Source organism: Cytobacillus citreus, assembly GCF_018343665.1.
GTDB classification, from domain to species: Bacteria; Bacillota; Bacilli; order Bacillales; family Cytobacillaceae; genus Cytobacillus; species Cytobacillus citreus.
This window is the reverse complement of the sequence record NZ_JAGYPM010000001.1, coordinates 834793-858967: the sequence shown is the minus strand read 5'-3', so window position 1 is coordinate 858967 and position 24175 is coordinate 834793. Positions and strand designations below refer to the sequence as shown.

Below are 24175 nucleotides of genomic sequence, written 5' to 3'. Positions count from 1 at the left end.
CCCTCTATTATTTATTTCTGCTTCTTTTCTTTTAACAAAGCGGATTTTTAAATAACATCTACCGAATGATCACTTTTCAGCTGATTTACTTGTTCACTCTCAAGTTTATTTAAATCTTTATAGTTAAAGACCAAATTTAATAAAATTGCTGTCAAACTACCTAATACAATTCCGTTTTCAACTAATAATCGGACACTAGTCGGGAGAGTTCCAAATATAGCTGGAACAACTGCTGATCCAAGTCCAATTCCGATTGCGCAGGCTATGATTAATAGGTTTTCATTTTTACTAAAATCCACTGCTGAAAGCATTCTTACTCCTGAGGAAATAACCATTCCAAACATTGGAATCATTGCTCCGCCTAAAACGGCCATAGGAATAATCGTTGTTAGAGCAGCGATCTTAGGCAAAAGACCTAAAATCATTAATATGACCCCTGCAGAAATCACAACATTTCTTGTTCTTACTTTTGTCAAAACTACTAAACCCACATTTTGCGAGAAAGAGGTATAAGGGAATGCATTAAAAATCCCACCGATGATAACTGCAAGTCCTTCAGCACGTAATCCTTTTTTAATATCCTTCGATTCTAGCTTTCGATCACAAACATCACCTAATGCTAAAAAAACACCAGTCGACTCTATCATACTCACAAGGGCTACAAGGGTCATTGTAAGGATGGCAGAGAAACTAAAGGTTGGAAATCCAAAATAAAAAGGCTGAACGATATGAAACCATGAGGCATTGGATACCTCGGTAAAACTAACTATCCCCATAAAATAGGCAACAACCGTGCCTGCGATTAATGAAAGTAAGACAGATATGGCTTTCATATACCCCTTAAAGAAACGGTTTATTAAAATAATAAGGGCAAGAGTTAATATGGCTAAAAATAGATTTTGCGTACTTCCAAAGTCTGGAGATCCTTGACCTCCTGCTGCATTATTCATCGCAACCGGAATTAAGGAAACTCCGATGATTGCTACAACTGAACCAGTTACCACAGGTGGAAAGAATCGCATGATTTTACTCATAAACTGGGATAATATCATAACAACTATTCCTGAAACGATAATGGCCCCGTATATAGATGTGATTCCTTCTAATTTCCCAATGGCAATCATTGGTCCTACTGCCGTAAAGGTACACCCTAATATAACAGGCAATTTTATTCCAAAATGCTTTCCGCCAATTACCTGTAATAATGTGGCTATCCCACAAGTGAATAAATCAATTGAAATTAAATAGGCTAGTTGCTGAGCATTTAAACCAATTGCAGGCCCGACGATTAATGGAACGATTACGGCACCTGCATACATTGCCAAAACATGCTGAAATCCTAAAGTTCCCACTTTTACAGGATTTAGCTTTTCCAAGTTCAGCCCCCCATTTTAAAAAAGTTATCTCCTAAATAGATACGGATAAATTTTTTATCACCTCCGATTTTCAAAAGGGAAAAAACATATAAAAAACCGCAGTAATAGAAGACATCCAAAAATAAGATGACCTATTACTGCGGTTTCATAAAACTTTCGATAAACAAAAGCTAAAGGAACCGCTTTCAAGATTGGTTTAAGATAGATACGCTCTGCGCAGCTTTCCCAAACAAAATTGATTGCATATTATTCTTCAAAGTAAATGATTGTACAAGCTTCTTCACTTAGTGGATCATAATCCTTTAAAATCGTTTTTACTTTCAGATGAAGAGTTTCTTCAATCTGCACTTTGAATAACGATTTAAATTCAGCAATTAATGCTGAATCAACCGAAATGGTAAGGAGCTGAAAATTCTTGCTCAGCATTTTTAATGCCTGTACACGCTTATGCTGTGCAAAAATAATGACTCTATCATCAAAAGTTTCAATTCTCTGTTTTTTAACACCGACCCCGTAAATCTCCTGATTGACACGATTATACAGATGAGCAAGATCTTTTTTAAAAGTATGATGGAATTTTATTGAAATAGTAGACATATTTGCCTCCTGTTAGTCACTATATTAAACAAAACCATTTTTAATGTCAATTATATTTTCTGAAAATTTGAACTTGACAAAATATTAGAGTGAGCTTTACACTACAAATCAACTCAGCTATTAAGCAAGATGCTTTTATATAAAAATTTTTCTTTTCGTATAACCTCAATAATTGGTTTGAGGGTATCTACTAGGGACCGTAAATTCCTGACTACGAAAAGGTTTTCTTGTGATAAAGTGAAACTTCCATCAGTGGGGGATTTTCGACGCACAGGACGTGCTAGTGCCGACGTTGCCACAGGACGTGGCGTTCTTAGTCGGCTTTCATCCCCCACTGATGGTTAGTTGAACCAATCGGGCCTTTACGGGCAGTTGATCCCCCACTTAGGATTCTTTGATTCTCTCGCAACCTTGTAGTAGGGGGCTTACTGCCCGTTAATCTGCGATAAAAATCACTAGAGCCTTTTTGTATGGGAATTTTTATTTTTTCCTCAACGAATCAGTAAAAAATTGTTAAACGAATCAACCCTCATAATACTTCACAATAATGATTACAAATGAAAAACATCGACCCTTTACCATACCATTACTATTTCAAACTAATAAAAAATTAGTAGATTTTGAATGAATGATTTATTAACAACATTTCATTTCAAGGAGGTAAACAATGCTGACATTTTATTTAAAAGTGAATGGCTCAACTCGTACAGTCCTATGCCATCCTACTAAAACTTTACTGGATGTATTAAGGGAAGACTTTCAGTTAACTGCCAGCAAAGAGTGCTGTGGAAAAGGTGAATGTGGATCATGCTCTGTTCTGCTTAACGGTGAGGTAGTATGTTCTTGTCTTATACTTATTAGTCAGGTTATTAATCAGGAAATTATTACATGTGAAGGGGTTGGATTGACGACGAACATGGATATTATTCAAGAATCCTTTGGCGCTGAAGGGGCTACTCAATGCGGTTATTGTACACCTGGAATTATTGTATCCGCGAAAGCATTCCTAAATGGGATCGATTATGTTCCTACTGAAGATGAAATAAAAACAGCTCTTGGTGGAAATCTTTGCCGCTGTACAGGTTATACAAAAATAATAAAAGCTATTAGAACTGCCGCTGAAAAAGAATTAGTCATAAAAGGAACAGTAACCAATTAATGATTGGAACTGCCATTCTTCTTGCAGCTGGACAGTCTAAACGTATGCAGCTGCTAACTCATAAAGGACTTCTGTATTGGGAGGGAAAGACCTTATTTGAGCATCAACTGCAAATGCTGCTGCATTCTGTACTTTCGGACATTATTGTTATTCTAGGGCATGAGGCGGAGCTCTTAGTAAATATGGCAAATAAATATCCAGTGAAAACCATTTATAATGAGAATTTCAAAAAAGGAAAATGTTCTTCTATAATATGTGGACTCCAAGCAGCCGACAAAGATTCTGAAATGATTCTAGTTACCTCAGTAGATCAACCAGTCGATTCTAGTATCATTAATCAACTTGTTCTATCAATGAAAGATACAGACCAGCTCATTGCTATTCCTATTAATAAAGGAAAGAGAGGGCATCCGATTCTTTTTTCAAGAAAAATTTTTAGTGATCTTCTCTTAATAAATGAAAAAACCCAAGGTTTAAGAAATATTATTCGAAAATATAAAAATCAAATTATTGAAGTACCAATTGATAGTACCTTAATTGAACTAAACATAAACACGCCTGAAGACTATCAAAATGCTGTTAAAAGGAACGCAACCGAAGAAAAACTAAATAATCATTAGCGACACTAGATGGACTTGATTTTTAGATAGGAGGTTTGTTCATGCTTGTCTCTGAAATTGAAGTTGTTACCCCTGCCACATTAAAAGAATGCCTTACAATGATTGCAAATGAAGATATGAATACAAGATTAATAGCAGGCGGTACTGATGCAGTTGTTCGAATGAAGGAAGGAAAATGGAGACCGAGTACATGGGTAAATATTAAAGGATTAAGAGAATTACGTTACATTATCGAAAAAGACGGTGCAATCCATATTGGTCCCTTAACAACACATACAGATATAATCAAATCTTCTCTGCTTCAAAAAAAAGCAAATGTTCTCGTTGAAGCATCACGAGAAGTTGGAGCCATTCAGATGCAAAATGTTGGTACGATTGGAGGCAATATCGGAACTGCTTCCCCTGCAGGAGATACCCTCCCAGCACTCTATGTACTTAATACAGTTTTAGAACTTAGTACCCGTAATTCAAAACGCATTGTTCCTATTGAGGAATTTTTCACAGGACCAGGAAGAACTATTTTAAAGAAAAATGAAATGATTACTAATATTATTGTTCAGCCTCATGGCGAAAATGAAATTGGGATATTTCAAAAGCTTGGTCCACGTAAGGCACAATCCATTTCAATTGTGAATGTAGCCATTTCATTATTGATGGAGAAGGACCGTCAAGTATTAAGTGGTAAAATTGCATTCGGCTCCGTTGCACCAACGATCATCCGGGCAAAAAAATGTGAATCCATCCTCACTCTTCATCCCCTTACAGATGAAATGATTCAAAACGTCGCGAAGGTGGCTTGGAAAGAGGTGATGCCAATTACTGACGTTAGAGCTACAGCAGAGTACAGACGTGATATGGCGAGTTCACTCTTAGAGCGAGGCCTCTATCGACTAATGAGGAGATGGGAAAACAAATGAAACAGTTAAATACAACGAAAAATGAACAATCCTTAAATTGGGTTGGAAAGCGAGTTAAAAGAATTGACGGTCCAGAAAAAGTGACTGGTGAATTAAAATATATGACTGATCTCCATTTTGACAATATGGTCTGGGGAAAGGTATTGCGTGCAAAATATCCTCATGCAAAAATCAAATCCATTCATACATTAAATGCAGAAAAACTTCCTGGGGTAGTCTGTATTCTTACACATAAGGATATACCAGGTTTTAATGGATTTGGAATCGTGATCCCTGACCAGCCTGTATTATGTTCGAATATTGTTCGTTGCACTGGTGATGCTATATGCTTAGTTGCTGCTGAATCAGAAGAAATAGCAGAACGGGCTCTTGAATTAATTGATGTTGAATATGAGTTGCTAGAAGTTGTGACAGATGCCGAAAAAGCGATGACAGCTTCTGCTCCCCAACTCCATCCAGATGGAAATATTCATAGCCATGTCAAAATAAAGAATGGCAATACAGAAGAAGCTTTTATAGAAGCGAATATTATTGTTGAAAATACATTCTATTCACCACGTCAAATGCACGCTTTTATTGAAACGGAAGGCGGCTGGAGCGTCATGGATGCTGACGGATTCATCACCATCCACTGTCCAGGGCAATATGCACATCGTGATCGTATGCAAATCGCTCGTGCTCTTGCCTATAATCCTGAACGAATTAGAGTGATATCCAGTCCGATTGGTGGTGCATTTGGCGGCAAGGATGAAATTACAGTGCAAATATATCTTGCCCTTCTCGCCATGCATACAAATGGACGGCCGGTTAAAATCCATTTAAGCCGTGAAGAATCCGTGATTGCAGGAATAAAGAGACATCCTTTCAAGGTTCATATGAAAACTGCAGCAAAAAAAGACGGAACATTAATTGCAAATGAAGTACGAGCAGTTGCAGATACTGGTGCATATGCATCCCTTGGAGGTGCAGTTATTGCACTTGCAATTGAGCATAGCTGCGGGCCTTATAAAATTCCGAACGTAAACCTTGAAGGCTTCTGTGTTTATACAAATAATGGAATCTCAGGTGCATTTAGAGGTTTTGGCGTAAACCAAGTTTGTATGGGAATCGAAACTCATTTGGACATGATTGCCGAACGGCTAAATATGGATAAAGTTGAAATCCGAAAGAAAAATGTATACCACCAAGGCGAGATTTCTAGCTTAGGACATATTGTCAAGTCAAGCGTTGGTACATTTAAAACACTAGAGCTTGCCGAAAATTGCGATCTTTGGAAAAATCGAAGACAATATAAATCAGCAGTAAGTGAGCCATGGAAAAAAAGAGGAGTAGCTTTAGCAACATCCTTCCACGGAATTGGAATGGGCATCGGATTACCAGACTATGGAGCTGCTTCAATTGAAATTCTTTCAGATGGAAAATTTCTTGTTGCTGTTGGTTGTGAAGAAATCGGTGGAGGAAATAGCACTGCCTATGCACAGGTAGCTGCTGAAATCTTAAATTGCGATATAAACAACATAAAAGTTGTACAGGGTGATACATCCCGTACTTTAGACGGCGGTACTGTTACAGCATCACGTTCAACCTATACAGGAGGAAGAGCTGTAGCAACTGCAGCCCCCAATATGGTAAAGCTTCTTACAAATACTGCTGCTGAATTATTAAACGTCCCTCCATCTAAAATAGAAGTTCTGCCAAATTGCTTAAATGCAAATGGAAAAGTCGTAAACTACCAAACCATATATCAATACCTCTTTGAGCATCATCGTAGCACGAGAGTCGAGGGCCACTTTATCCTTCCAAAAGAAAAAGTAGAAATCGAAGGATCTGGAGGAGCCCCCCACCACCTTTATGGCTATTTAACCCATGTTGTCATGGTTGAGGTAGATACACTTACTGGAGAAACAGATGTACTTCGAGTCGTTTCCATTCCTGATGCAGGTAAGGTCATTAATCCTCAAGGACTTGAAGGCCAAGCTGAGGGTGGAGCAGTAATGGGAATTGGGTACACCCTTTATGAGGATGTTGTCATCGAAAACGGTTTCCATAAAACACGAAATTTTACCGATTACATTATTCCAACCATACGGGAAACGCCATTAATTGAAACCTTCCCAGTTGAGGATACACCCGAGGAATCTGGTCCTTTTGGAGCAAAAGGAATTGGTGAAGTGGTCATGATTCCAATTATTGCAGCTATCATGTCAGCTATATACGATGCAACAGGCGCAAGAATCTATCATCTTCCAGCAACACCTGAACGCATCTTTAACGCATTAAAAGAACTAAAAAAACAAAATGTCTACTCTTCTAGGTGAATGAAATGATGAAGCAAAGCTTGTTTAATAAATTATCTCAATCACTTGAAAAGAGAGAGGAAATTTTTTTAATTACTTTTTCAGAGCATTCAGAACAAGGTTTGATTGGCGAAAAGGCTCTCATATGGCCTAATGGGGATTTCTATACCGAAGCTCCTCTCTCCCCTACCATTCAGAGCAAAATCTTACAAAGCTGCGAAAGACTCATAAAAAGAAAACGATCCGGCACTTTTTCATTTCATTGGAATGAAACCAATATCGAATGTTTCGCAGAATATTTCCCCGTCCCACTACATTTAATTGTTGCCGGAGCTGGTCATGTATGTGAACCAGTTGCACAGATGGGAAAAATGCTTGGATTCTTCGTAACCGTAATTGATGATCGTGCCGAATTTGCCAATAGAGACCGTTTTCCGGATGTTGACGAGGTTATCTGTCAATCTTACATGCAATATTTCAAAGACATCTATTTGAGCGATCAAACCTATATTCTCCTTCTTACACGCGGACATAAATATGATGTTTTAAGCTTACAAGAGCTGCTTAAACGCAAGGAAAAAGCTGTATACATTGGAATGATTGGAAGTAGAAGGCGTATTTCCGGGGTGTTCGAAGAGCTAAAAAAAGATTTTTCAATGGAAAGCTTTGATCACCTCTATACACCAGTTGGTCTTGACATTGGAGCGGAAACTCCCTCAGAAATCGCGGTAAGTATTATGGCAGAAATTCTAAAAATAAAAAATCAGAAATCAGGCCTATCTTTAAGCACTCGAATTAGAGATTATGCGAAAATGGGATTTCATGAGGGGGCTACAAATTGAAGGAGCTTCAGTTTTTGTATAGAATGATGGAAATCCAGAAAGGAGGTGAGGTTGCAGCATTAGCAACGATTATTCGTACCAAAGGCTCTACACCAAGAAAAACAGGCAGCAAAATGATCATCTTTTCAAATGGAACAATAGAAGGAACGATTGGAGGTGGCTGTGGAGAAGCCGAAGTCATTCGTAAAGCTCTTGAAGTCATTCAAACGAAGAGACCTGCGAAACACATTGTGGATCTTACGAATGGTCTCTTTTATGAGGATGGTGGGATTTGCGGAGGTATAATGGATATTTTTATTGAGCCGCTTTAGATGTTCATCATGAAGAAAGAGAAAATTATTGATCGTGCTGATCAGTTTGGCCAATAATTAGTGTAAGGAGTGGTCTTTCATGTCCATGATTGAAAAGGGTTTAGGATCCAGCCTCCCGCCTTCTTCCAAAAATACTCTTTTAGAAAGAATGTTTAAACTAACTGAGCGCAACACAAATGTTCGTACAGAAATACTTGCAGGTGTCACTTCTTTCTTAACTATGAGCTATATTATTTTTGTCAATCCTGCAATATTGGCTGATGCTGGCATTCCAAAAGAAGCTGCATTAGCTGCTACGATTTATGCGAGTGTATTCTGTACTATCCTCATGGCACTTTGGGCTAATTATCCGGTAGCAGTAGCTCCAGGCATGGGATTAAATGCATTTTTTGCCTACACAGTTGTACTCGGTCACGGGCTTACATGGCAAACAGCTCTAGGAGCCGTTTTTATTTCAGGGATTGTATTTTTAATACTAACGATCACTGGAATACGCCAAAAAATTGTTGATGGCGTTCCAAATGTTTTGAAATCGGCTATCGGAGTTGGGATCGGATTATTTATTGCCTTTATAGGCTTTTCAAATGCAAAGTTGATTGTAGCAAATGAAGCTACTTTTGTAGCATTAGGAGATGTAACAAGCCTTGGGCCTCTTCTTGCATTACTGGGGTTAATCGTGGCAGCATTTTTAATGGCTAAAAAGATTAAGGGTGCTCTTCTAATCAGTATTCTTGCCACAAGCATCATTGCAATGATTACTGGTTTCATTGCTTTCCCGAAATCGATTAGTGATATTGTTTCCTTTAACCTGCCTAGTTTAGCGGATACCTTTTTAGCGATGGATATTAAAGGTGCAATTGCCTATGGAATCATCTCAGTAATATTTTCATTCACGATCGTTGAATTGTTCGATAATTTGGCCACACTCATTGGGTTAACAAAGAAGGCAGGGTTAGTAGATGAAAAAGGTAAAATTCAAAATTTGGACCGTGCCCTTCAAGCAGATGCAATCGGAACCATGGCCAGTGCAACTCTCGGAAGTACAGCCTTGAATGCCTATGTAGAAAATGCAACAGGTATTCAAGAAGGCGGCAGAACCGGCTTAACAGCACTTACAGTGGGAGTGTTGTTCCTTTTGGCACTCGTTTTCGCGCCGTTAATTGTCTTCGTCCCTTCAGTCGCGACCGCACCAATATTAATTCTTGTAGGAGCATTGATGATTAGCGAGGTGAAAAATATAAGTTTTGATGATTTTACAGATGTCATTCCGGTTTTCTTAACAATTATCTTAATGCCACTTACGTATAGTATTGCAACAGGCTTGGCTTTCGGATTTATTTCATATACACTTCTCAAGCTTCTCACTGGAAAAACGAAAGAAATACATTGGATTATGTATATTGTAAGTATCGCGTTCATCATTAACTTTATTATGGGCGGTCATTAAACCGATTTGAAAGAGGGATCATGATTGATGCTTTCTAAAGAAATGCTAAAAAAAAGAATAGATGTAGCAGCAAAAAGAATACCTGCGGATCTTGTAGTAAAAAACGGAAGGATTATTAATGTTTTTACAAGAGAAATATTAACTGACAATATTGCCATTGTAGATGGCTATTTTGCCGGGATAGGAGATTTTGAAGGATATGAAACGATCGATGCAGCAGGTAAATATATTGTGCCAGGTTTTATCGATGGGCATGTTCACATTGAATCTGCAATGGTCACACCTTCTGAATTCTCAAATGTCGTTCTTCCTCACGGTGTAACAACTATTATTGCTGATCCACATGAAATCGCTAATGTTTCTGGTACAGACGGAATCGAATATATGCTTAATGCTTCTGAAGGGATTCCTCTAGATGTGCTATTTATGCTGCCATCCTGTGTCCCTGCGACACATTTTGAAAACTCGGGCGCAACACTTGGTCACACAGATTTGGAACCTTTTTATTCCCATCCAAGAGTGATTGGCCTTGGAGAAGTCATGGATTACCCTTCTATTTTATACAAAGATGAAAAAATGCTGAATAAGTTATTAGATGCTGATTTAAAAGGAAAATGTATTGACGGGCATGCTTCTGGAATAGACTCAGACGGCATTAATGTTTACATGGCAGCCGGAATTCGAACTGACCATGAGTGTGTATCTTCCCAAGAAGCATTAGATCGACTTCGTAAAGGGATGTACGTAATGCTAAGGGAAGGATCCGCAGCAAAGGATTTAGTATCTTTATTGAAAGCTGTCAATGAAAACAATGCACGCCGCTGCTTATTTGTTACAGATGATAAGCATTTAGATGAACTCATTAATGAAGGAAGCATTAATTATAATGTAAAGGTAGCTATTCAAGAAGGTCTGGACCCGTTGCTAGCTATTCAAATGGCTACCCTAAATGCAGCAGAATGCTTCGGCTTAAAAACAAAGGGTGCTATTGCCCCTGGATACGAAGCAGATTTCCTAATCTTAAACGAGCTTGATTCAATCGATATTGAACAGGTTTTTAAAAGTGGAAAGCTTGCCGCTAAAATTGGAACTGTGATCAATACATCCCAACCAAAAATCACGCCCTTTCCATCTATTATTGATAGCGTGAATATTAGCCCTATATCTAAAAATGATTTAAATATTAAAGTTAGTGAAGGAAAAAAAGCAAATATTATTAAAATCATACCTAATATGATTATCACGAAGCATCTAATTGAAGAAATAAAAAATGTAAACGGTTTTTTTCAACCCAATACAAAAGACGATCATCTAAAAATAGCTGTTCTTGAACGCCATCATAATACAGGCAATATAGGGCTGGGGATAATAAAAGGTCTGGAAATGAAAAGTGGTGCCATTGCATCGACCGTTTCACATGATTCACATAATATTGTTGCTGCAGGTACAAATGATGATGATCTTATTAAAGCAATCTCTTTGACAGCTGAGATGAAAGGTGGACTAGTGATCGTTGAAAACGGACAATTGCTTGCCTCCCTCCCTCTTCCGATTGCTGGCTTAATGTCAGATATGGATTCACAATACATTTATGAAAGAATAGAGGAATTAAACCAAGCCTTAATAAAAATTGGCTGTACAATGGAATTCAATCCTTTTGTGACACTTTCATTCTTAGCCCTGCCGGTAATCCCAGAGATAAAACTTACAGATATTGGGTTATTCGATGTAAAGATGTTTAAACATCTTGAAGTTGAAGTTTAATGAATTTTTATATTTTGAAATTTGAAAGGTCGGTTACTTCCACGAATAGGTAACCGCCTTTTTTAAAAAATAAAAATGGCTAAGAAAGGTATTCCTAGCCATTTATGTCTATACTCACTTATTTTTTTGTTATTTGTTCATTCTGGAGCGATAATGCAGACCATGCAGATTCATCCGCAAAATACCTGGACCAGCTAGCTACGCCAGCTAATTCATATTTCTGTGCTAATTCTGCACGTTTTCTCAAAGAGAGCTCATCCTCTAGCCAGATTTTATAAGTCGCTTGCTTCTCTTCTGAATAAAGCTCAGCATAATTTTGTCCGCTTGCCTCATCATAAACAGGAGTTAACTCATTATCCTTCAGCCATTGCTTTACCTTTCCCATCGAAAGCGCCTTAGAGGAAACTTCACCAGTATTCTTTTCCTCCCACAACCTAGCATATAATGGAACACCTAAAATTAATCGGTCATTAGGAACAACTTCAAGCAGTCTTTTCAAGTTGTCTTCTACCCAAGGTAAGCTAGCTACACTTCCTGCTTTCGGAGACGTGCCCCAATGCTCGTCATATGCCATAACAACCATATAGTCAACAAGGCTTGCAAGCTTATCCCGTTCATAAAAAGCAGACCAATTTCCGCTAGAAATAAAAGTAATATCCATTGAAACAATGAGACCTGCTTCATGAAAATATGGGACTGCTTCTCGTACAAATTGTGTAATAAGTGGACCATCTTCCGCATTTACATTTTCAATATCTAGATTAATTCCATTTAAATGGTACATTTGACTAAAATGAAGGAGCTGGCGAATCATATTTTGTCTAGTCTCAAAATTTTTAAATGCTTCATGAGTTAAATCAGGGTCAAAAGCATTGGAAAATAGCCCCCACACTTGGTAGCCCTGCTTTTGTGCCCAGTTTACATAATCGAGAGAGCCTAAATTTTTTATGGCTCCATTTGCATCACCTAGTTCAAACCATGTCGGGGAAACAACATTCACACCTGGCATCAGTGGTATTTTAGCAGTGTCAGGGTTTTTGGTGTACACAGCTTCCCAAGTAAGATGGATAGGACCTTCAATTTTTGGCAAGGTAACCTCTTCCTTTTCCTGATGGACAGCTATTTTTTCAATGTCTCCTTCTGTGACGAGGTCTTTTTTCAAATAACCCGCCACACCATTTTCTTTTCTAATAAAATAGTAATCTTCCTTCTCGGCTTCGATATAAAGTTTTTCATCATTTTTAACTTGAGCGGTATATGGGGTTTGTAAGCTCGGATCCATTCTTAATCGGAGTTTCTCTTCATGAACATCCTTATCTGTAATTTTTGCATGGTGCATTTCCTGACCATCTTTTTTAATCCAAATGGCATTTGTTTCAGGTAAAATCGAATATTCTATTGGGTAATAAGCAAGTAATGGCTCAATAGCTAAATACATTTCATTATTCTTCATTTTAAAAGCAGAAAAATGCAATTGGACTGGCTCTTCATTTACATAATATGTAAGTGATTCTGATGGCATTTGAACTACTTTATTTTTTGTAGTAATAATAATGGATTCCGATTTCTCATCAAACATAATTGAATCATCAAGAAATTCCTTTATAAAGGAAATTGGCATATATACACTATTTCCTTCAATAATAGCATTTCCTACTTGCCTCCCTTCGAATAAAATTGGATTTTCACCTTTGAAGTACGATTCTTTTACAGATGATGCAAATGGATATAATAATAGTAAAATACTAGAAATTATTAAGAAAAAAGCAAACAATAGACCCGCTATTATCCATTTCTTTGCTAGCGGCTTTTGTTTGTGATATTCAACACGTGCCATTCTCTTTCCTCCTTGAGACTATCGTAACGAAAATATCAGTTAATGGGAAGGAGTTTTCACGGATTTGATCTTCCTAAATTCACCATCCCCTTTAAAAAACGAAAATAAAGGTTAAAAAGTTTCAATTCAAATGATTTTAACTTTAAAATATAAATATTTATTTCATATTTAAGATGTATTTTTCAGGATTGGACATGGCGTGTATAATAATGGACATGATACAATAAGAAAAGCGCAGATAATGTTGAAGGAGAAATTTTCATGGTAGTGAACGGAATAATTATCGTCTTAGCTTATTTACTTGGCTCCATCCCATCTGGCTTAATTATAGGGAAAGTCTTTCACGGGATAGACATACGCCAACATGGCAGTGGAAACTTAGGAGGAACAAACACTTTTCGGACGTTAGGAGTTAAAGCAGGATTAACGGTTACAATTGCCGATATATTAAAAGGTACGCTAGCGGTATCGCTTCCGTTATTCTTCAGCGCTGAATTGCATCCATTAATAGCTGGAATTTTCGCTGTTGTCGGTCATATGTATCCAATATTCGCAGGGTTCAAAGGCGGAAAAGCGGTTGCTACTTCTGGCGGTGTTCTTCTAGGATATGCATACCCAATGTTTCTAGTTATTGTTTTAGCATTTTTTATTTGTTTATTCATAACAAAATACGTATCCCTTTCGTCTATGCTTGCCGGAATCGTAGCAGTTATTTATTCCCTAGTCATTGGGGATATTCCCCTTATTATTGTCGTTTCGATTCTTGCCTTTTTTGTAATTTATAGGCATCGAGCAAATGTTAAACGGATTTTGAACAAAACCGAGCCGAAAATTAAATGGCTTTAATTAAATGTAAATAATCATTTAACAAAAGCAGCAGTATAAAATTATACGCTGCTTTTTTCGTTCACCACCCTTCTTTTATTTTGGTCAAATCATCCAATCTATCCAAAAACCTCCAATTAATCCCATATTCGAAGTAAAAGATATTATTGTTCGTTATTGATAACCATTCTTTTTCTGGTATGATAATAGTAGGAAAGTCTTATTTTTTTTAATCTTGATTCAATTTTATACATAACAAAACATAAAATGAGCTTTTTCGTCATAGATTAGATTGAAAACAATATCCCGGACTTTATTTCTTTTATACGAATCTAATATGAGGTGGTTAGTTTTGATCTTATCAGGAACATTATTAGAAAATCTGCCTTTCCCCTATTTTTTTATTGACCATCAATTCCGGATCTTAGCCGCATCCACACCTTTCGGAACGAATTGTCATGACCAGATTTTCACTTTGTTAATGGACAAAAATGAGGTTAGAAGATTTGAATCAGATCTCTTTTTGAAAAATACTATGGAAGTAAATTTGAACATTAACAACCATAGAAACTTATATCGAATATATAAAATGGAGGGCGAGGATAACAATTTTCATCTATTTTGCTATCCAGTTGAAAAAGAAATCGACCCAGCTAATAATAAGTCTAAATTAAATCCCCTTCATTTCATTGAGCAAATGATTGATAATGAAAAAATCATAGACCATTCGAAGCAAGAAATTCATGAAGCATCCATTCATTCAGAATATATAACAAACATTAGCAAGCTTGCTGCTGGGATAGCCCATGAAATTAGAAATCCATTAACTACTGTAAAGGGGTTTATTCAGCTTTTAAAACCATACTTAATCGAAATTGGCAAAGAGCAATATGCAGAGATTGCCCTCGAAGAAATTAATCGGGCAAATGATCTTATCTATGAATTTTTGAATTCCACAAAGCCTCAGGAAAATAAAAAGTCCGAAATCTCATTAAATAAAATTGTGAAAGATATTGCAATTCTTTACGAGAGCGAAGGATTACTCAAAAATATTCAAATAAATGTCCAATTATCAGACCAATCCCCCGTTGTTATGGCTAACGGGAAGCAATTGAAACAGGTTTTAGTCAATATTATAAAAAATGCGATAGAAGCAATCACTATTAAGAAAAATAATGAGTACGGTCTAGTACAACTTTCTGTTGAAGTCATCGAAGCTTCTGCCTATATTATCATCGAAGATAATGGCTGTGGAATGACGGAAGAAACAATGAGACATTTGTTTTTACCATTTTATTCCACAAAAGAAACAGGCACAGGAATCGGCCTTCCCATTTGCAAAAAAATCATCGAGGATCACGAAGGCAATTTGTATATTAGCAGCACGCTAGGAAAAGGAACAATATTTAAATTAGAATTACCATTATTTTTGTAGGAAAAGCGGCTCCAAAAGGATGCCGCTTTTTATATTTTTAATAATTTAAACCTTCCAATACCAAAGACATCCTTGACATAATCTAGCTTAGTATGATCAAAGTAGACGTAATCCTTCTCATGAATTAAAAGATTTATTCCTTCTATTTCTAATTCTTTATCTTCACTTAGTGGCTGCTCTTCCAGAGACAGCTTTAATTGTGGTCCCCCTCAGCCAATTCCCATAGATAAGCGAATATAAAGCTTATCCGATAGATCTTTCTGTTCCTTACTAATCGTTTCTGCAAGTATAGCTGCTGCGCTTCCAGTCAACTTTATCATCTAATCACCTCATCATTATTATTTTACAATATTATACCCTACCTCTAAAAATCTTTCGAACGAAATGCATTTACAATATTTTGGGTTTTATCGAATAATTTACAATCTTGTATTATAGTATATATAAACTTTATGTTAAGGAGATTAATATGAAGAATCGATCAATTTATTTTTCTATTCTTTTTTGTATGGCATTATTGATTTTCTCCTCATATCTAATTCTTAATATGTACCAAAAAACCAATCACAAAGAAATGATCCATATTCAAGTTCAAGCTCACGAGGTAAGACAAGTTTTTGTTAGTCCAAAATATTTTAACGAAACAATTACGCTAGGAGCCATTGGAGATATTCTTATTCATGATTGGGTGTATAACGATGCAAAAACTAGAACAGGTTATGATTTCAATCCAATGTTTCAATACGTTAGAAATGTATTACAAAAACCCGATTTACTGTTAGCGAATCAAGAAACGATTCTTGGGGGTACAGAAATTGGCATTTCAAGCTACCCGCTATTTAATAGCCCCCAAGAGGTTGGGGATGCTTTACTTGAAGCAGGTATTGATATTGTATCCACTGCAAACAATCATTCCCTTGATAAAGGAGAAATAGGCCTGATTAGTTCAATAAATTATATGAATAAGATTGGCCTCCCTCATGTAGGCACTTATAAAACGAAAGAAAATCAGCAATCATTAGTTATTCTAAACAAAAATGGGATAAAAATTGCTTATTTGTCCTATTCATACGGAACAAACGGGATTCCGATCCCAAAGGGTAAAGATTATCTTGTTAACTTAATTGATAAACAGGCAATGAAAGAGGAAATACATCGTGCTAAAAACGAAGCAGATGTCGTTGTGATGAGTCTTCATTGGGGAAATGAATATCAGCGATTTCCAACAGCAGAGCAAAAGGAATTGGCTCAGTTTTTAACCAATGAAGGAATAGACATTTTGTTCGGGCACCACCCACATGTTTTACAGCCTATGGAATGGATGAAATCATCAAATGGTCATGAAGCACTCATCGTTTATTCTTTAGGGAATTTTCTATCAGGCCAATATCAAGATTATAAGGACATTGGCGGGATGGCAACGATTGAAGTGACAAAAATCATTGATGAGGAAGGGGTAAAAATTAAATTAAACAATCCAAATTTTTTCCCAACCTACGTATCAAATCAAAAGCTAAAGAACTATCGTGTTGTCCCGCTTAAAGAAGCTTCTAAGTTTGGCTTGCAGGATGCCATGAATAAATATAAGGAAATTCAGGAGCACATGCTAGGAAATATTTAAAAAGGTTTTGAATATGTCGATTTCTCTGAAAATGTAATACAAATGTCATATTTAACGACTAGCACTTTTTAACTATATATTATAATACTAGTAGCAAGGGGTTTGGAGGGATTCTATGTCATTAAATCAATCAGTCGAATCTGCTGCTATCATGAAGGAGCTCGACTTAAAACTCCAAGCAATCAATGATATTACAGCCTTGATCCATGATTTAGCTGAACAAACAAACCTCCTTTCTCTCAACGCGTCAATTGAAGCAGCCAGGGCTGGCGAGCAAGGAAAGGGCTTTGCAGTTGTAGCAAATGAGGTAAAGAAACTTGCTGAACAAAGCCGGGAATCTGTTGAAAAAATCTCGGTCCTAATCAGTGAAATTCAATTAGATTCTTCGAAAGCATTAGAAAATATTGAACATGGAAAAGAATTTGCCGTTGAAGGAGCAGAAATGGTTATAAACACTGCAAATGGCTTTAGAAATATGTTTGGTTTAATGGATAGCCTTGCAACAGATATTGATGAAATTGCAAATGCCAGTGAAATACTGCAGAAAGCAGCCAATCCATCTCATCTTCAGTTGATAGTGTCGTATCCATTTCTCAGCAAACATCAGCTGGGGTTGAAGAAGTAACAAGTATTACCGAAGAACAGAAGCGTTCCGTTCTCGAGGTGGAAAAAATCTCTGAAAATCTGCGAAAATTATCCTATGAGTTACGAGACTCTATTGAACACTTTAAGTTTGAAAAATAATAAAAAAAATTTACCACTTAATAATTCATGAATGGAATGAGCTAGTTTTATCGAAAGCTCATTCTTTTTTTAGTTCCACCTATTATTCATTTGAAAAGAATTTTCAAATGGAAAGTGATAAAATAGAGTGAGGAAAATGGAGAGCATGACCCAATTGACTACTCCTGATTGGCGAGCTAAGGCTCTGCAATTTTTACAGCTCTTCATATTTTTAATTATTATTATCTTAACGCAATATAAGCAATTTACACTTGCTTTCACAATAATTATTGGATTTGTTATATTTATGACAGTAACATCTAAGCAAAATCGAGTTTTTATTTGGGTGATTACCGCTTACATACTTGGTTACTTATTTTATTTATATGGAGATAGATTTATAGAAGAACTTCCCTTCCCCATTAGTATTATAATGATCATAAATCGCTGCCTGCTTTTTTTTCCAATCATTTTCATGGTCTACGTTATTAAAAAATTTGATGTAGTATTAAATCATTATTGGGATAAACCTAATTGGAAGGCGACAATTTCTTTTCCGTTTATATGGAGTGGTTTTCATTCTGTTTCAGTAAAAGTATTTTTAATGATTGCAATATGTATTAATTTCGCAGTTTTTATTCCTTTTATTCATTTTTCAAACATTCAATTAGCCTCTCCCTCCTTTCTATTTTTTTTATTTATTTTTTCGTTTGTAAATGCAATACTGGAAGAAATATTATGGAGAGGGATTTTGTTAACAAGAATGAGTACTTTAGCTGGGGAAAAAGCAGCTGTTATATTTTCAGGGATCACTTTTGGAATCTCACATATTTCACTCGGGTTTTCATGGGATGTTTGCCTTCTATTTGCACTAGGAGGGATATTCTATGCTGGGATAACAGTTCGCTCAGGAAGCATTCTCCCTGCAATTATTTGGCATATTATGTTTAATTTTTTGATGATATTAAGCGGTATAATTCCGTATATCGACTAAACGATCGTTCATTCACAAAAGGAGGAGTATTAATTGAAAATACATATTAGTGAGGATGCAGCAGCTTGGTTTGTAGAAGAAATGCTCTTAAAAAAGGGAGATTTCGTACGTTTTTTTGCACGATATGGCGGCTGTAGCACTGTTCAGCAAGGCTTTTCATTAGGGATATCAAACGATGCACCAATTGATGCTGGTGCTGAGACAATTAAAAACGGAATCACTTATTTTATCGAAGAAAAAGATCTATGGTATTTTGATAATCATGATTTGTCTGTGGAGTTTAATGAGATTGAAAATGAACCTTCTTATAAAGTGAAACTTCAATAAATGGGGGTCTATCAGCGAGTTAATCTGCGATAAATTAACAAAATAATGGAGATAGCATAAGTTGAATGCTATCTCCTCTTCTCATTTCTAATAAGTTTCTGCTGGTTGCTTTTTTGCTTTTTCATATGCTTCATGCCATACTGGGTAATATTTTTTTATAGAAATCGGTCTAAAGGTTTCCTTTTTTACACAAACATGCTTTGAAAATCCTGTGACAGCTAATTCATCTTTCTCTGTATATATTTCATAACCATAACTAGTTCGTAAACCATCGTATTCCTCAATCCACGTTTTTACAATTGCTTTTTCACCATAATGAAGAGGTTTTTTATACGAGGCTTGAATATCAAGTACAGGCGAAATAATTCCGTCTTTTTCCATTTCAGCATAATTAAAACCTAAGTCCTTAATGATTTGAGTTCTTCCTAATTCCATCCATACTAAATAGTTTGCATGATAAACAACACCCATTTGGTCCGTTTCCGCATATCTCACTTCAATTTCCTTCGTTGATACTAGCATTATGATTCCCCTCTCTAATTCTTGTTAATGCCGTTTCAAAATCTAATTTCTCTAAATATGAAACATGCTTTAAATGCTTACAATCCTTATCCTCTGAAATAAGCCGCAATGCTTGTGATTGGATTGCTTCATCCGTTAAATTTGTTGCAAAGCGGCCATTTCCATTAATTTGAATTTCACTCAAAGCTTCCTTTAAATATTCAAGCGCCTCTTGTGTTAATTCATATTGATAGTTAGAAGCATATTTGATAATGATTTCCAGAAGTTCATCAATAGAATAATCACTAAAATGAAAAAACTTCTTAAATCTCGATTTCAAACCTGGGTTACTTTGTAACAACACTCTCATTTCATCCGGATAACCAGCTAATATGATGACTAAATTTTCATTATGCTTCGTCATTTCATCAACAAGCGTATCAACGACTTCCTTGCCAAAATCCCCTTGAGATGATGATAGTAAGGAATAGGCTTCATCAATAAAGAGCACACCACCAAGCGCCTCTTTTATTTTCTTTTTTGTCTTGATCGCAGTTTGACCAACATAACCAGCGACAAAATCAGCTCTGCTTGCAATAATTAAATGGCCCCTCTTCAGAAATCCATATTCCTTTAAGAGCTCAGCATATATTTTGGCAACGGTTGTTTTGCCAGTCCCTGGATTACCAGTAAATACAGAATGGAGCTGGATAGGTACATCTGGAAGCCCCTTTTCTCTCCTTATTTGCTGCATCTTCACAAATGCCAATAACATATTTACTTCATTTTTTACAGATTCAAGTCCGATTAAATTTGCAAGTTGCTTCTTTGGATTATTCCCTTTGTCTTGAATAATATTTTCAAAGTCCTTTTTCTCTAGTAATGTAAAGTCTAAAATATGGTTTTCCTTTTTAGAGCTTGTCCCTTTTATAAATATCGCATCAAGTACAATATTTCTAACTGACCGCGCATTTCCAAAAGTGTCATCTACCCGTTCTTTCTCTATCCGTTTTTCAAGCTCCTTTTTTGCATCCTCAGTCATTATGTAGTCATTGTCTATGGCGAGCTTTTCTCCAATTAGAATTAATTCTGTATTCGAATAATCCGGCAAATGGATATGATTTGAATTTGGGAAACGACTTCGAAGCCCAGGGTTTATATCTAAAAATTGACGCATTTCTTCAGGATACCCAGCTAATATAAGCGCAAATTTCCCACCGTACTCAGAGCTAGTCATGAATGACACTAAAGTATCGATGGCTACTTGACCATAATCGTTTCCAGTCTGCCCCTCTCTTTTTAAGCTATAAGCCTCATCAATAAATAATACTCCGCCAAGAGCTTTTTCAACTATTGCCTTTACATTTTCTTCAGTTTGTCCAACATATGCACCAACAAGCTGTGATCGATCAGCTTCCACAACTTCTTTACGGGGAAGAACTCCAAGTTCATGATATATTTTTGCAAGCAACCGCGCTAAGCTCGTTTTTCCAGTACCGGGATTTCCCGTTAAAATCATATGTAAGCTCAATTCATCTTTCAATTGATAACCAAGTGCTTTACGTTCCTTTTGATATTTTAAAAAACGGTACAAAAGATTTACACGCTCTTTTACTTCCTCTAGGCCAATCATCTCTTGAACCTCTTCAAGGGGGCTAACACTATCCTCTTCATTATCTATATCTGTAGGGAATAATTGCTGCCATTCCTCCTTCCATCCTTCTATCCGATCAATTATTAATTTCATTTCACTATAATAAGAAGAATTATAGAATACGCCAGCAATTGATTGAAAATATTCCTCTGTCGCTTTTGTAAGCAAGACTGTATCTTCCAAAGACAGCTTTAATATCTCTGTCATTTTCTCATATGAACGAAGCCATTGAGCATCCTTCGTTTTTAATTTTTTTTTGTGAAGCTCATCCATTTCTTCTTCTGCTAGCTCAATAAAATTCCTGCAAACTTCAAGAATATCCTCTGCTGTTTTCATTTTTGCTTGTTTGTTGTCAGTTTCTCTTAAAGTAGGAAAGGAGAGAATATTAAAGATACTTTCCTTATTACTCCATTCGAATTGAGCTAAATACTCAGCAGCTTTTTGATTGTCAGAATTTAATTTAATTGCCTTATTTAGCCATACCAATCCAAGTGAGTCTTGCTTCGATTTACCAATTCTCGACAGAGCAGCAAGTGTTAAAATTTCAGAGACGATCTCATGGTCTTCTTCTTCATCTAGAGAGCCTAATAAGGATAAAACTTCATTTTCCTTTTCTATGTATCCAAATTGACGAAGCTCATTTTTCCACAGAGCTATTCTTTCCGTAATTACTTTTCTTTGTCTTTGTTTTTCCATCGAAATATCACTTCTTCTATTCAATTTCCAATACTAATCATATCACAATTCCTTTATAAAAGGCCTGATAACAAAATCAGGCCTTCTAAACTCCAAGCTTTTTCTATCGATTGTTAGTTTCATTAAAGCCATTTTGACGTGCTTGACTTTCATCTTGAATTTCTTCCTTCATTGCCTGAATGCTTTCCTTACGACGTTCGTTTTTCGCTGCAATCTTTGCACGTTCCTCTCCATCAGCAAACTGCAATGTCTCATTGGCATCATTTATATTTCCCATCGTATTTTGTACCATTGTTTGTAGTTTTTCAACATTATCACTTCTATCATCAGGCTTCGGCTTGTTGTTAAATGTCATTTTATTATTCCTCCTATTGAGAATGTGGTGATACAAATATAGTTTGTGAATTCAAAGAAAAATTATCAACGGAAAAGTGTGGCTATACTAAAACGTAGACAATAGTAAAACCCGCTGCATCAGAATGATGAAGCGGGCATATGATAGGGTTATTCACCTTTTGTTTGTATTACTTGAGGGGTTCCACCTGTATTACTTTGCATTTTCTTTCCATTATTTCCTCCATAACCACGAGGTTGCGTACCAATGTGATTAGGATTAAATTTCCTAGCATCCCTTTTCGGATTACTCATAAAAAATCCCTCCTCAATTAAAGTATGTGACTTCGATGAGGGTTTTATTTATGGAAATGAATGTTATTCTGCTTTATGTAGCCGCTTTTCTTCTAATCTTTCTTCGATTTTTTCCATAGCAGCCTGATCTTTTAATATCTGTCGCTTATTTTCTAAAACAAGTTCGGCGAATGAGCGTTTTCTTGGTTTTCTCATTATTATTTCACCATCCTTTAATACTATAGTAACAGTTATTATGGACGAAAAACTTTGAAATTATTACAAATTTTCGAAAATTATATTTTTCTTAAAATGAATTTTAAAAACTGTAAACCCTTTCTAAAAAAAGTTATGTTAAAATTCCCTGTTGATTTCGCTGCAGGTACTCAGCAATGGTAAACAAGCCGGAAGCCTCCTCGTCGCCCCACAGGATATAAACACCACGAGAAAATGCCAATGCATTTTTGAGGAGTCTCGCGCCTTTCGTTCCAATCAACAATGAGCATTTACACAGCCAAAAAAAAACATCAGCTTTTATGCTGATGCCCATTACTTATAAACCTGCATATTTTCTCATCGTTTCAATCGACATTGAACTTAAATGTTTGTGTGTGATGATTCCATTCTCATCAATAAAAAATGTTGTTGGGATGGTTAATATTTTATAGACTGTGTTCACTTTATCTTGATCATCGAGAAGAATTGTAAAATCAAGACCTAATTCTTTTGCAAATCCCGCAACATCATATTCAGGATCTATATTAATGGCTAAAATTGCAATATTATCGCCAGATTCTGTATAAAATTTCTGCATATCCGGCATTTCTGCTTTGCATGGAGGGCACCATGTAGCCCAGAAATTTAACATGACCTTTTGACCTTTATAATCTGACAGTTTGACTGTTTCACCTTTTAAATTTTTCAATTCAAAATCTGGAGCCTTTAAACCAACACTCAAACCTGAAAGTCGATCATCATTTTTAGGCTTAGGTTCTTCCTTCTCCATTGCTTGAACGATCGCAACTGTCATTAACCCAAATAATACAATTGCGGCGAATATCTTCTTTATCATCTGTTCAACACCTTTTTTCGCAGATTAGGGCTGTAACCCCTTAGTTGAATCAACAAAACATTCCCTTAGTGGGTTTATCCTATTTAACCGTATTGTAACCTAGACGATAAGAAAAAATAAGGTTCTCGAAAGCCAAAAAGTAATGAAAAATGTGACAATACCGTAAACAATTGATCTTATCCAAACGTCTAAAGACCATTTTCCTTTTCTATGTTTCCATACAATATAAATGAGTCCTAATACTAATCCAATTATGATCCCCTTTTTTCCTCCAGATGAATAAAGAATTAATAGTGGATTTTTTAAGATTGAAGGTTGAAACAATACTATACTAAGTTTAAAGGTAATAAAACCAATTATGACAGCATTTATGACAGAATCCATGAAAAATTGTTGAAATTCTCGGTCTGTTTTCGTTTTATATTTCATCATGAAATATGCACTAATAAAAGAAATAAATACCCATATCCATTCATACTTGATGATAAAAGGTCCTATAAATATCGCTTCCATTTTCCAGCCTCCGATTATCG

Annotated in this window: 25 protein-coding genes and 1 riboswitch; of the genes, 14 read left to right on the top strand and 11 right to left on the bottom strand. The window is 36.1% G+C overall.

Annotated elements, in window-relative coordinates:
• Positions 1-47: 47 nt before the first annotated feature.
• Positions 48-1376, bottom strand: a complete 1329-nt coding sequence (locus tag KHA94_RS04270; protein WP_213100872.1) for a nucleobase:cation symporter-2 family protein — start codon at positions 1374-1376, stop codon at positions 48-50.
• Between the two features lie 246 nt (positions 1377-1622).
• Positions 1623-1973 (bottom strand): Na-translocating system protein MpsC family protein, encoded by a 351-nt coding sequence (locus KHA94_RS04265; protein WP_213100871.1) that lies wholly within the window; start codon positions 1971-1973, stop codon positions 1623-1625.
• A gap of 135 nt (positions 1974-2108) precedes the next feature.
• Positions 2109-2207: riboswitch (purine riboswitch) on the top strand.
• A gap of 433 nt (positions 2208-2640) precedes the next feature.
• Here KHA94_RS04265 and KHA94_RS04260 point away from each other — a divergent pair.
• The 8 genes from KHA94_RS04260 (at position 2641) to ade (ending at position 11330) form a co-directional block, all read left to right on the top strand.
• Positions 2641-3132, top strand: coding sequence for a (2Fe-2S)-binding protein (locus KHA94_RS04260; RefSeq protein ID WP_213100870.1), 492 nt, complete (start codon positions 2641-2643; stop codon positions 3130-3132).
• Positions 3132-3752 (top strand): nucleotidyltransferase family protein, encoded by a 621-nt coding sequence (locus KHA94_RS04255; protein WP_213100869.1) that lies wholly within the window; start codon positions 3132-3134, stop codon positions 3750-3752. Before KHA94_RS04260 ends, KHA94_RS04255 begins: the two co-directional genes overlap by 1 nt.
• Before the next feature lie 41 nt (positions 3753-3793).
• A complete protein-coding gene (locus tag KHA94_RS04250; RefSeq protein WP_213100868.1) occupies positions 3794-4669 on the top strand; it encodes an FAD binding domain-containing protein in 876 nt (291 codons plus the stop codon).
• Positions 4666-6987, top strand: a complete 2322-nt coding sequence (locus KHA94_RS04245; RefSeq protein WP_249365293.1) for a xanthine dehydrogenase family protein molybdopterin-binding subunit — start codon at positions 4666-4668, stop codon at positions 6985-6987. The genes KHA94_RS04250 and KHA94_RS04245 overlap by 4 nt, the downstream gene beginning before the upstream one ends.
• A 5-nt stretch (positions 6988-6992) precedes the next feature.
• A complete protein-coding gene (locus tag KHA94_RS04240; protein WP_249365292.1) occupies positions 6993-7808 on the top strand; it encodes an XdhC family protein in 816 nt (271 codons plus the stop codon).
• Positions 7805-8119 carry an XdhC family protein gene (locus tag KHA94_RS04235; protein ID WP_213100866.1) on the top strand — a complete coding sequence of 105 codons (315 nt, stop codon included), beginning with the start codon at positions 7805-7807 and terminating at the stop codon, positions 8117-8119. The genes KHA94_RS04240 and KHA94_RS04235 overlap by 4 nt, the downstream gene beginning before the upstream one ends.
• Before the next feature lie 79 nt (positions 8120-8198).
• Positions 8199-9566: an NCS2 family permease gene (locus tag KHA94_RS04230; protein ID WP_213100865.1), complete on the top strand. Its 1368-nt coding sequence runs from the start codon at positions 8199-8201 to the stop codon at positions 9564-9566.
• Between the two features lie 24 nt (positions 9567-9590).
• Positions 9591-11330, top strand: a complete 1740-nt coding sequence (ade, locus tag KHA94_RS04225) for an adenine deaminase (protein ID WP_420828134.1) — start codon at positions 9591-9593, stop codon at positions 11328-11330.
• Positions 11331-11448: 118 nt separating this feature from the next.
• Here ade and KHA94_RS04220 read toward each other — a convergent pair whose 3' ends face one another.
• Positions 11449-13167 carry a glycosyl hydrolase family 18 protein gene (locus KHA94_RS04220; protein WP_213100864.1) on the bottom strand — a complete coding sequence of 573 codons (1719 nt, stop codon included), beginning with the start codon at positions 13165-13167 and terminating at the stop codon, positions 11449-11451.
• Positions 13168-13428: 261 nt separating this feature from the next.
• Between KHA94_RS04220 and plsY the strand changes: the two genes are divergently transcribed.
• The 6 genes from plsY to KHA94_RS04190 all read left to right on the top strand — a co-directional run bounded on the left by plsY (position 13429) and on the right by KHA94_RS04190 (position 19092).
• Complete coding sequence (gene plsY, locus KHA94_RS04215; protein WP_213100863.1) at positions 13429-14013, top strand: glycerol-3-phosphate 1-O-acyltransferase PlsY; 585 nt, start codon at positions 13429-13431, stop codon at positions 14011-14013.
• 331 nt (positions 14014-14344) lie between these two features.
• Positions 14345-15427 (top strand): two-component system sensor histidine kinase NtrB, encoded by a 1083-nt coding sequence (locus KHA94_RS04210; protein ID WP_213100862.1) that lies wholly within the window; start codon positions 14345-14347, stop codon positions 15425-15427.
• 469 nt (positions 15428-15896) lie between these two features.
• Positions 15897-17048, top strand: coding sequence for a CapA family protein (locus KHA94_RS04205; protein ID WP_213100861.1), 1152 nt, complete (start codon positions 15897-15899; stop codon positions 17046-17048).
• Between the two features lie 115 nt (positions 17049-17163).
• Positions 17164-17673, top strand: coding sequence for a methyl-accepting chemotaxis protein (locus KHA94_RS04200; protein ID WP_213100860.1), 510 nt, complete (start codon positions 17164-17166; stop codon positions 17671-17673).
• A 255-nt stretch (positions 17674-17928) separates the two neighbouring features.
• Positions 17929-18765 (top strand): CPBP family intramembrane glutamic endopeptidase, encoded by an 837-nt coding sequence (locus KHA94_RS04195; RefSeq protein ID WP_213100859.1) that lies wholly within the window; start codon positions 17929-17931, stop codon positions 18763-18765.
• Positions 18766-18798: 33 nt separating this feature from the next.
• Complete coding sequence (locus KHA94_RS04190; RefSeq protein ID WP_213100858.1) at positions 18799-19092, top strand: HesB/YadR/YfhF family protein; 294 nt, start codon at positions 18799-18801, stop codon at positions 19090-19092.
• A gap of 87 nt (positions 19093-19179) precedes the next feature.
• On the opposite strand, the gene KHA94_RS04185 is transcribed toward KHA94_RS04190, so the two are convergent.
• From KHA94_RS04185 to KHA94_RS04150, 8 genes are all read right to left on the bottom strand, one after another.
• Positions 19180-19614 carry an acyl-CoA thioesterase gene (locus tag KHA94_RS04185; protein WP_213100857.1) on the bottom strand — a complete coding sequence of 145 codons (435 nt, stop codon included), beginning with the start codon at positions 19612-19614 and terminating at the stop codon, positions 19180-19182.
• Positions 19589-21943, bottom strand: coding sequence for an AAA family ATPase (locus tag KHA94_RS04180; RefSeq protein WP_213100856.1), 2355 nt, complete (start codon positions 21941-21943; stop codon positions 19589-19591). The genes KHA94_RS04185 and KHA94_RS04180 overlap by 26 nt, the downstream gene beginning before the upstream one ends.
• Positions 21944-22046: 103 nt before the next feature.
• Positions 22047-22298, bottom strand: coding sequence for a small acid-soluble spore protein Tlp (gene tlp / locus KHA94_RS04175; RefSeq protein WP_213100855.1), 252 nt, complete (start codon positions 22296-22298; stop codon positions 22047-22049).
• 149 nt (positions 22299-22447) lie between these two features.
• A complete protein-coding gene (locus KHA94_RS04170) occupies positions 22448-22591 on the bottom strand; it encodes an acid-soluble spore protein N (protein ID WP_057770168.1) in 144 nt (47 codons plus the stop codon).
• Between the two features lie 63 nt (positions 22592-22654).
• On the bottom strand, positions 22655-22786 hold the full coding sequence (locus tag KHA94_RS04165; RefSeq protein ID WP_213100854.1) for an FbpB family small basic protein: 132 nt from the start codon (positions 22784-22786) through the stop codon (positions 22655-22657).
• 133 nt (positions 22787-22919) lie between these two features.
• Positions 22920-23120 (bottom strand): hypothetical protein, encoded by a 201-nt coding sequence (locus KHA94_RS04160; protein ID WP_213100853.1) that lies wholly within the window; start codon positions 23118-23120, stop codon positions 22920-22922.
• A 3-nt stretch (positions 23121-23123) separates the two neighbouring features.
• Complete coding sequence (locus KHA94_RS04155) at positions 23124-23642, bottom strand: peroxiredoxin family protein (protein WP_213100852.1); 519 nt, start codon at positions 23640-23642, stop codon at positions 23124-23126.
• Positions 23643-23741: 99 nt separating this feature from the next.
• Positions 23742-24155: a hypothetical protein gene (locus tag KHA94_RS04150; RefSeq protein ID WP_213100851.1), complete on the bottom strand. Its 414-nt coding sequence runs from the start codon at positions 24153-24155 to the stop codon at positions 23742-23744.
• Between the last annotated feature and the right edge of the window lie 20 nt (positions 24156-24175).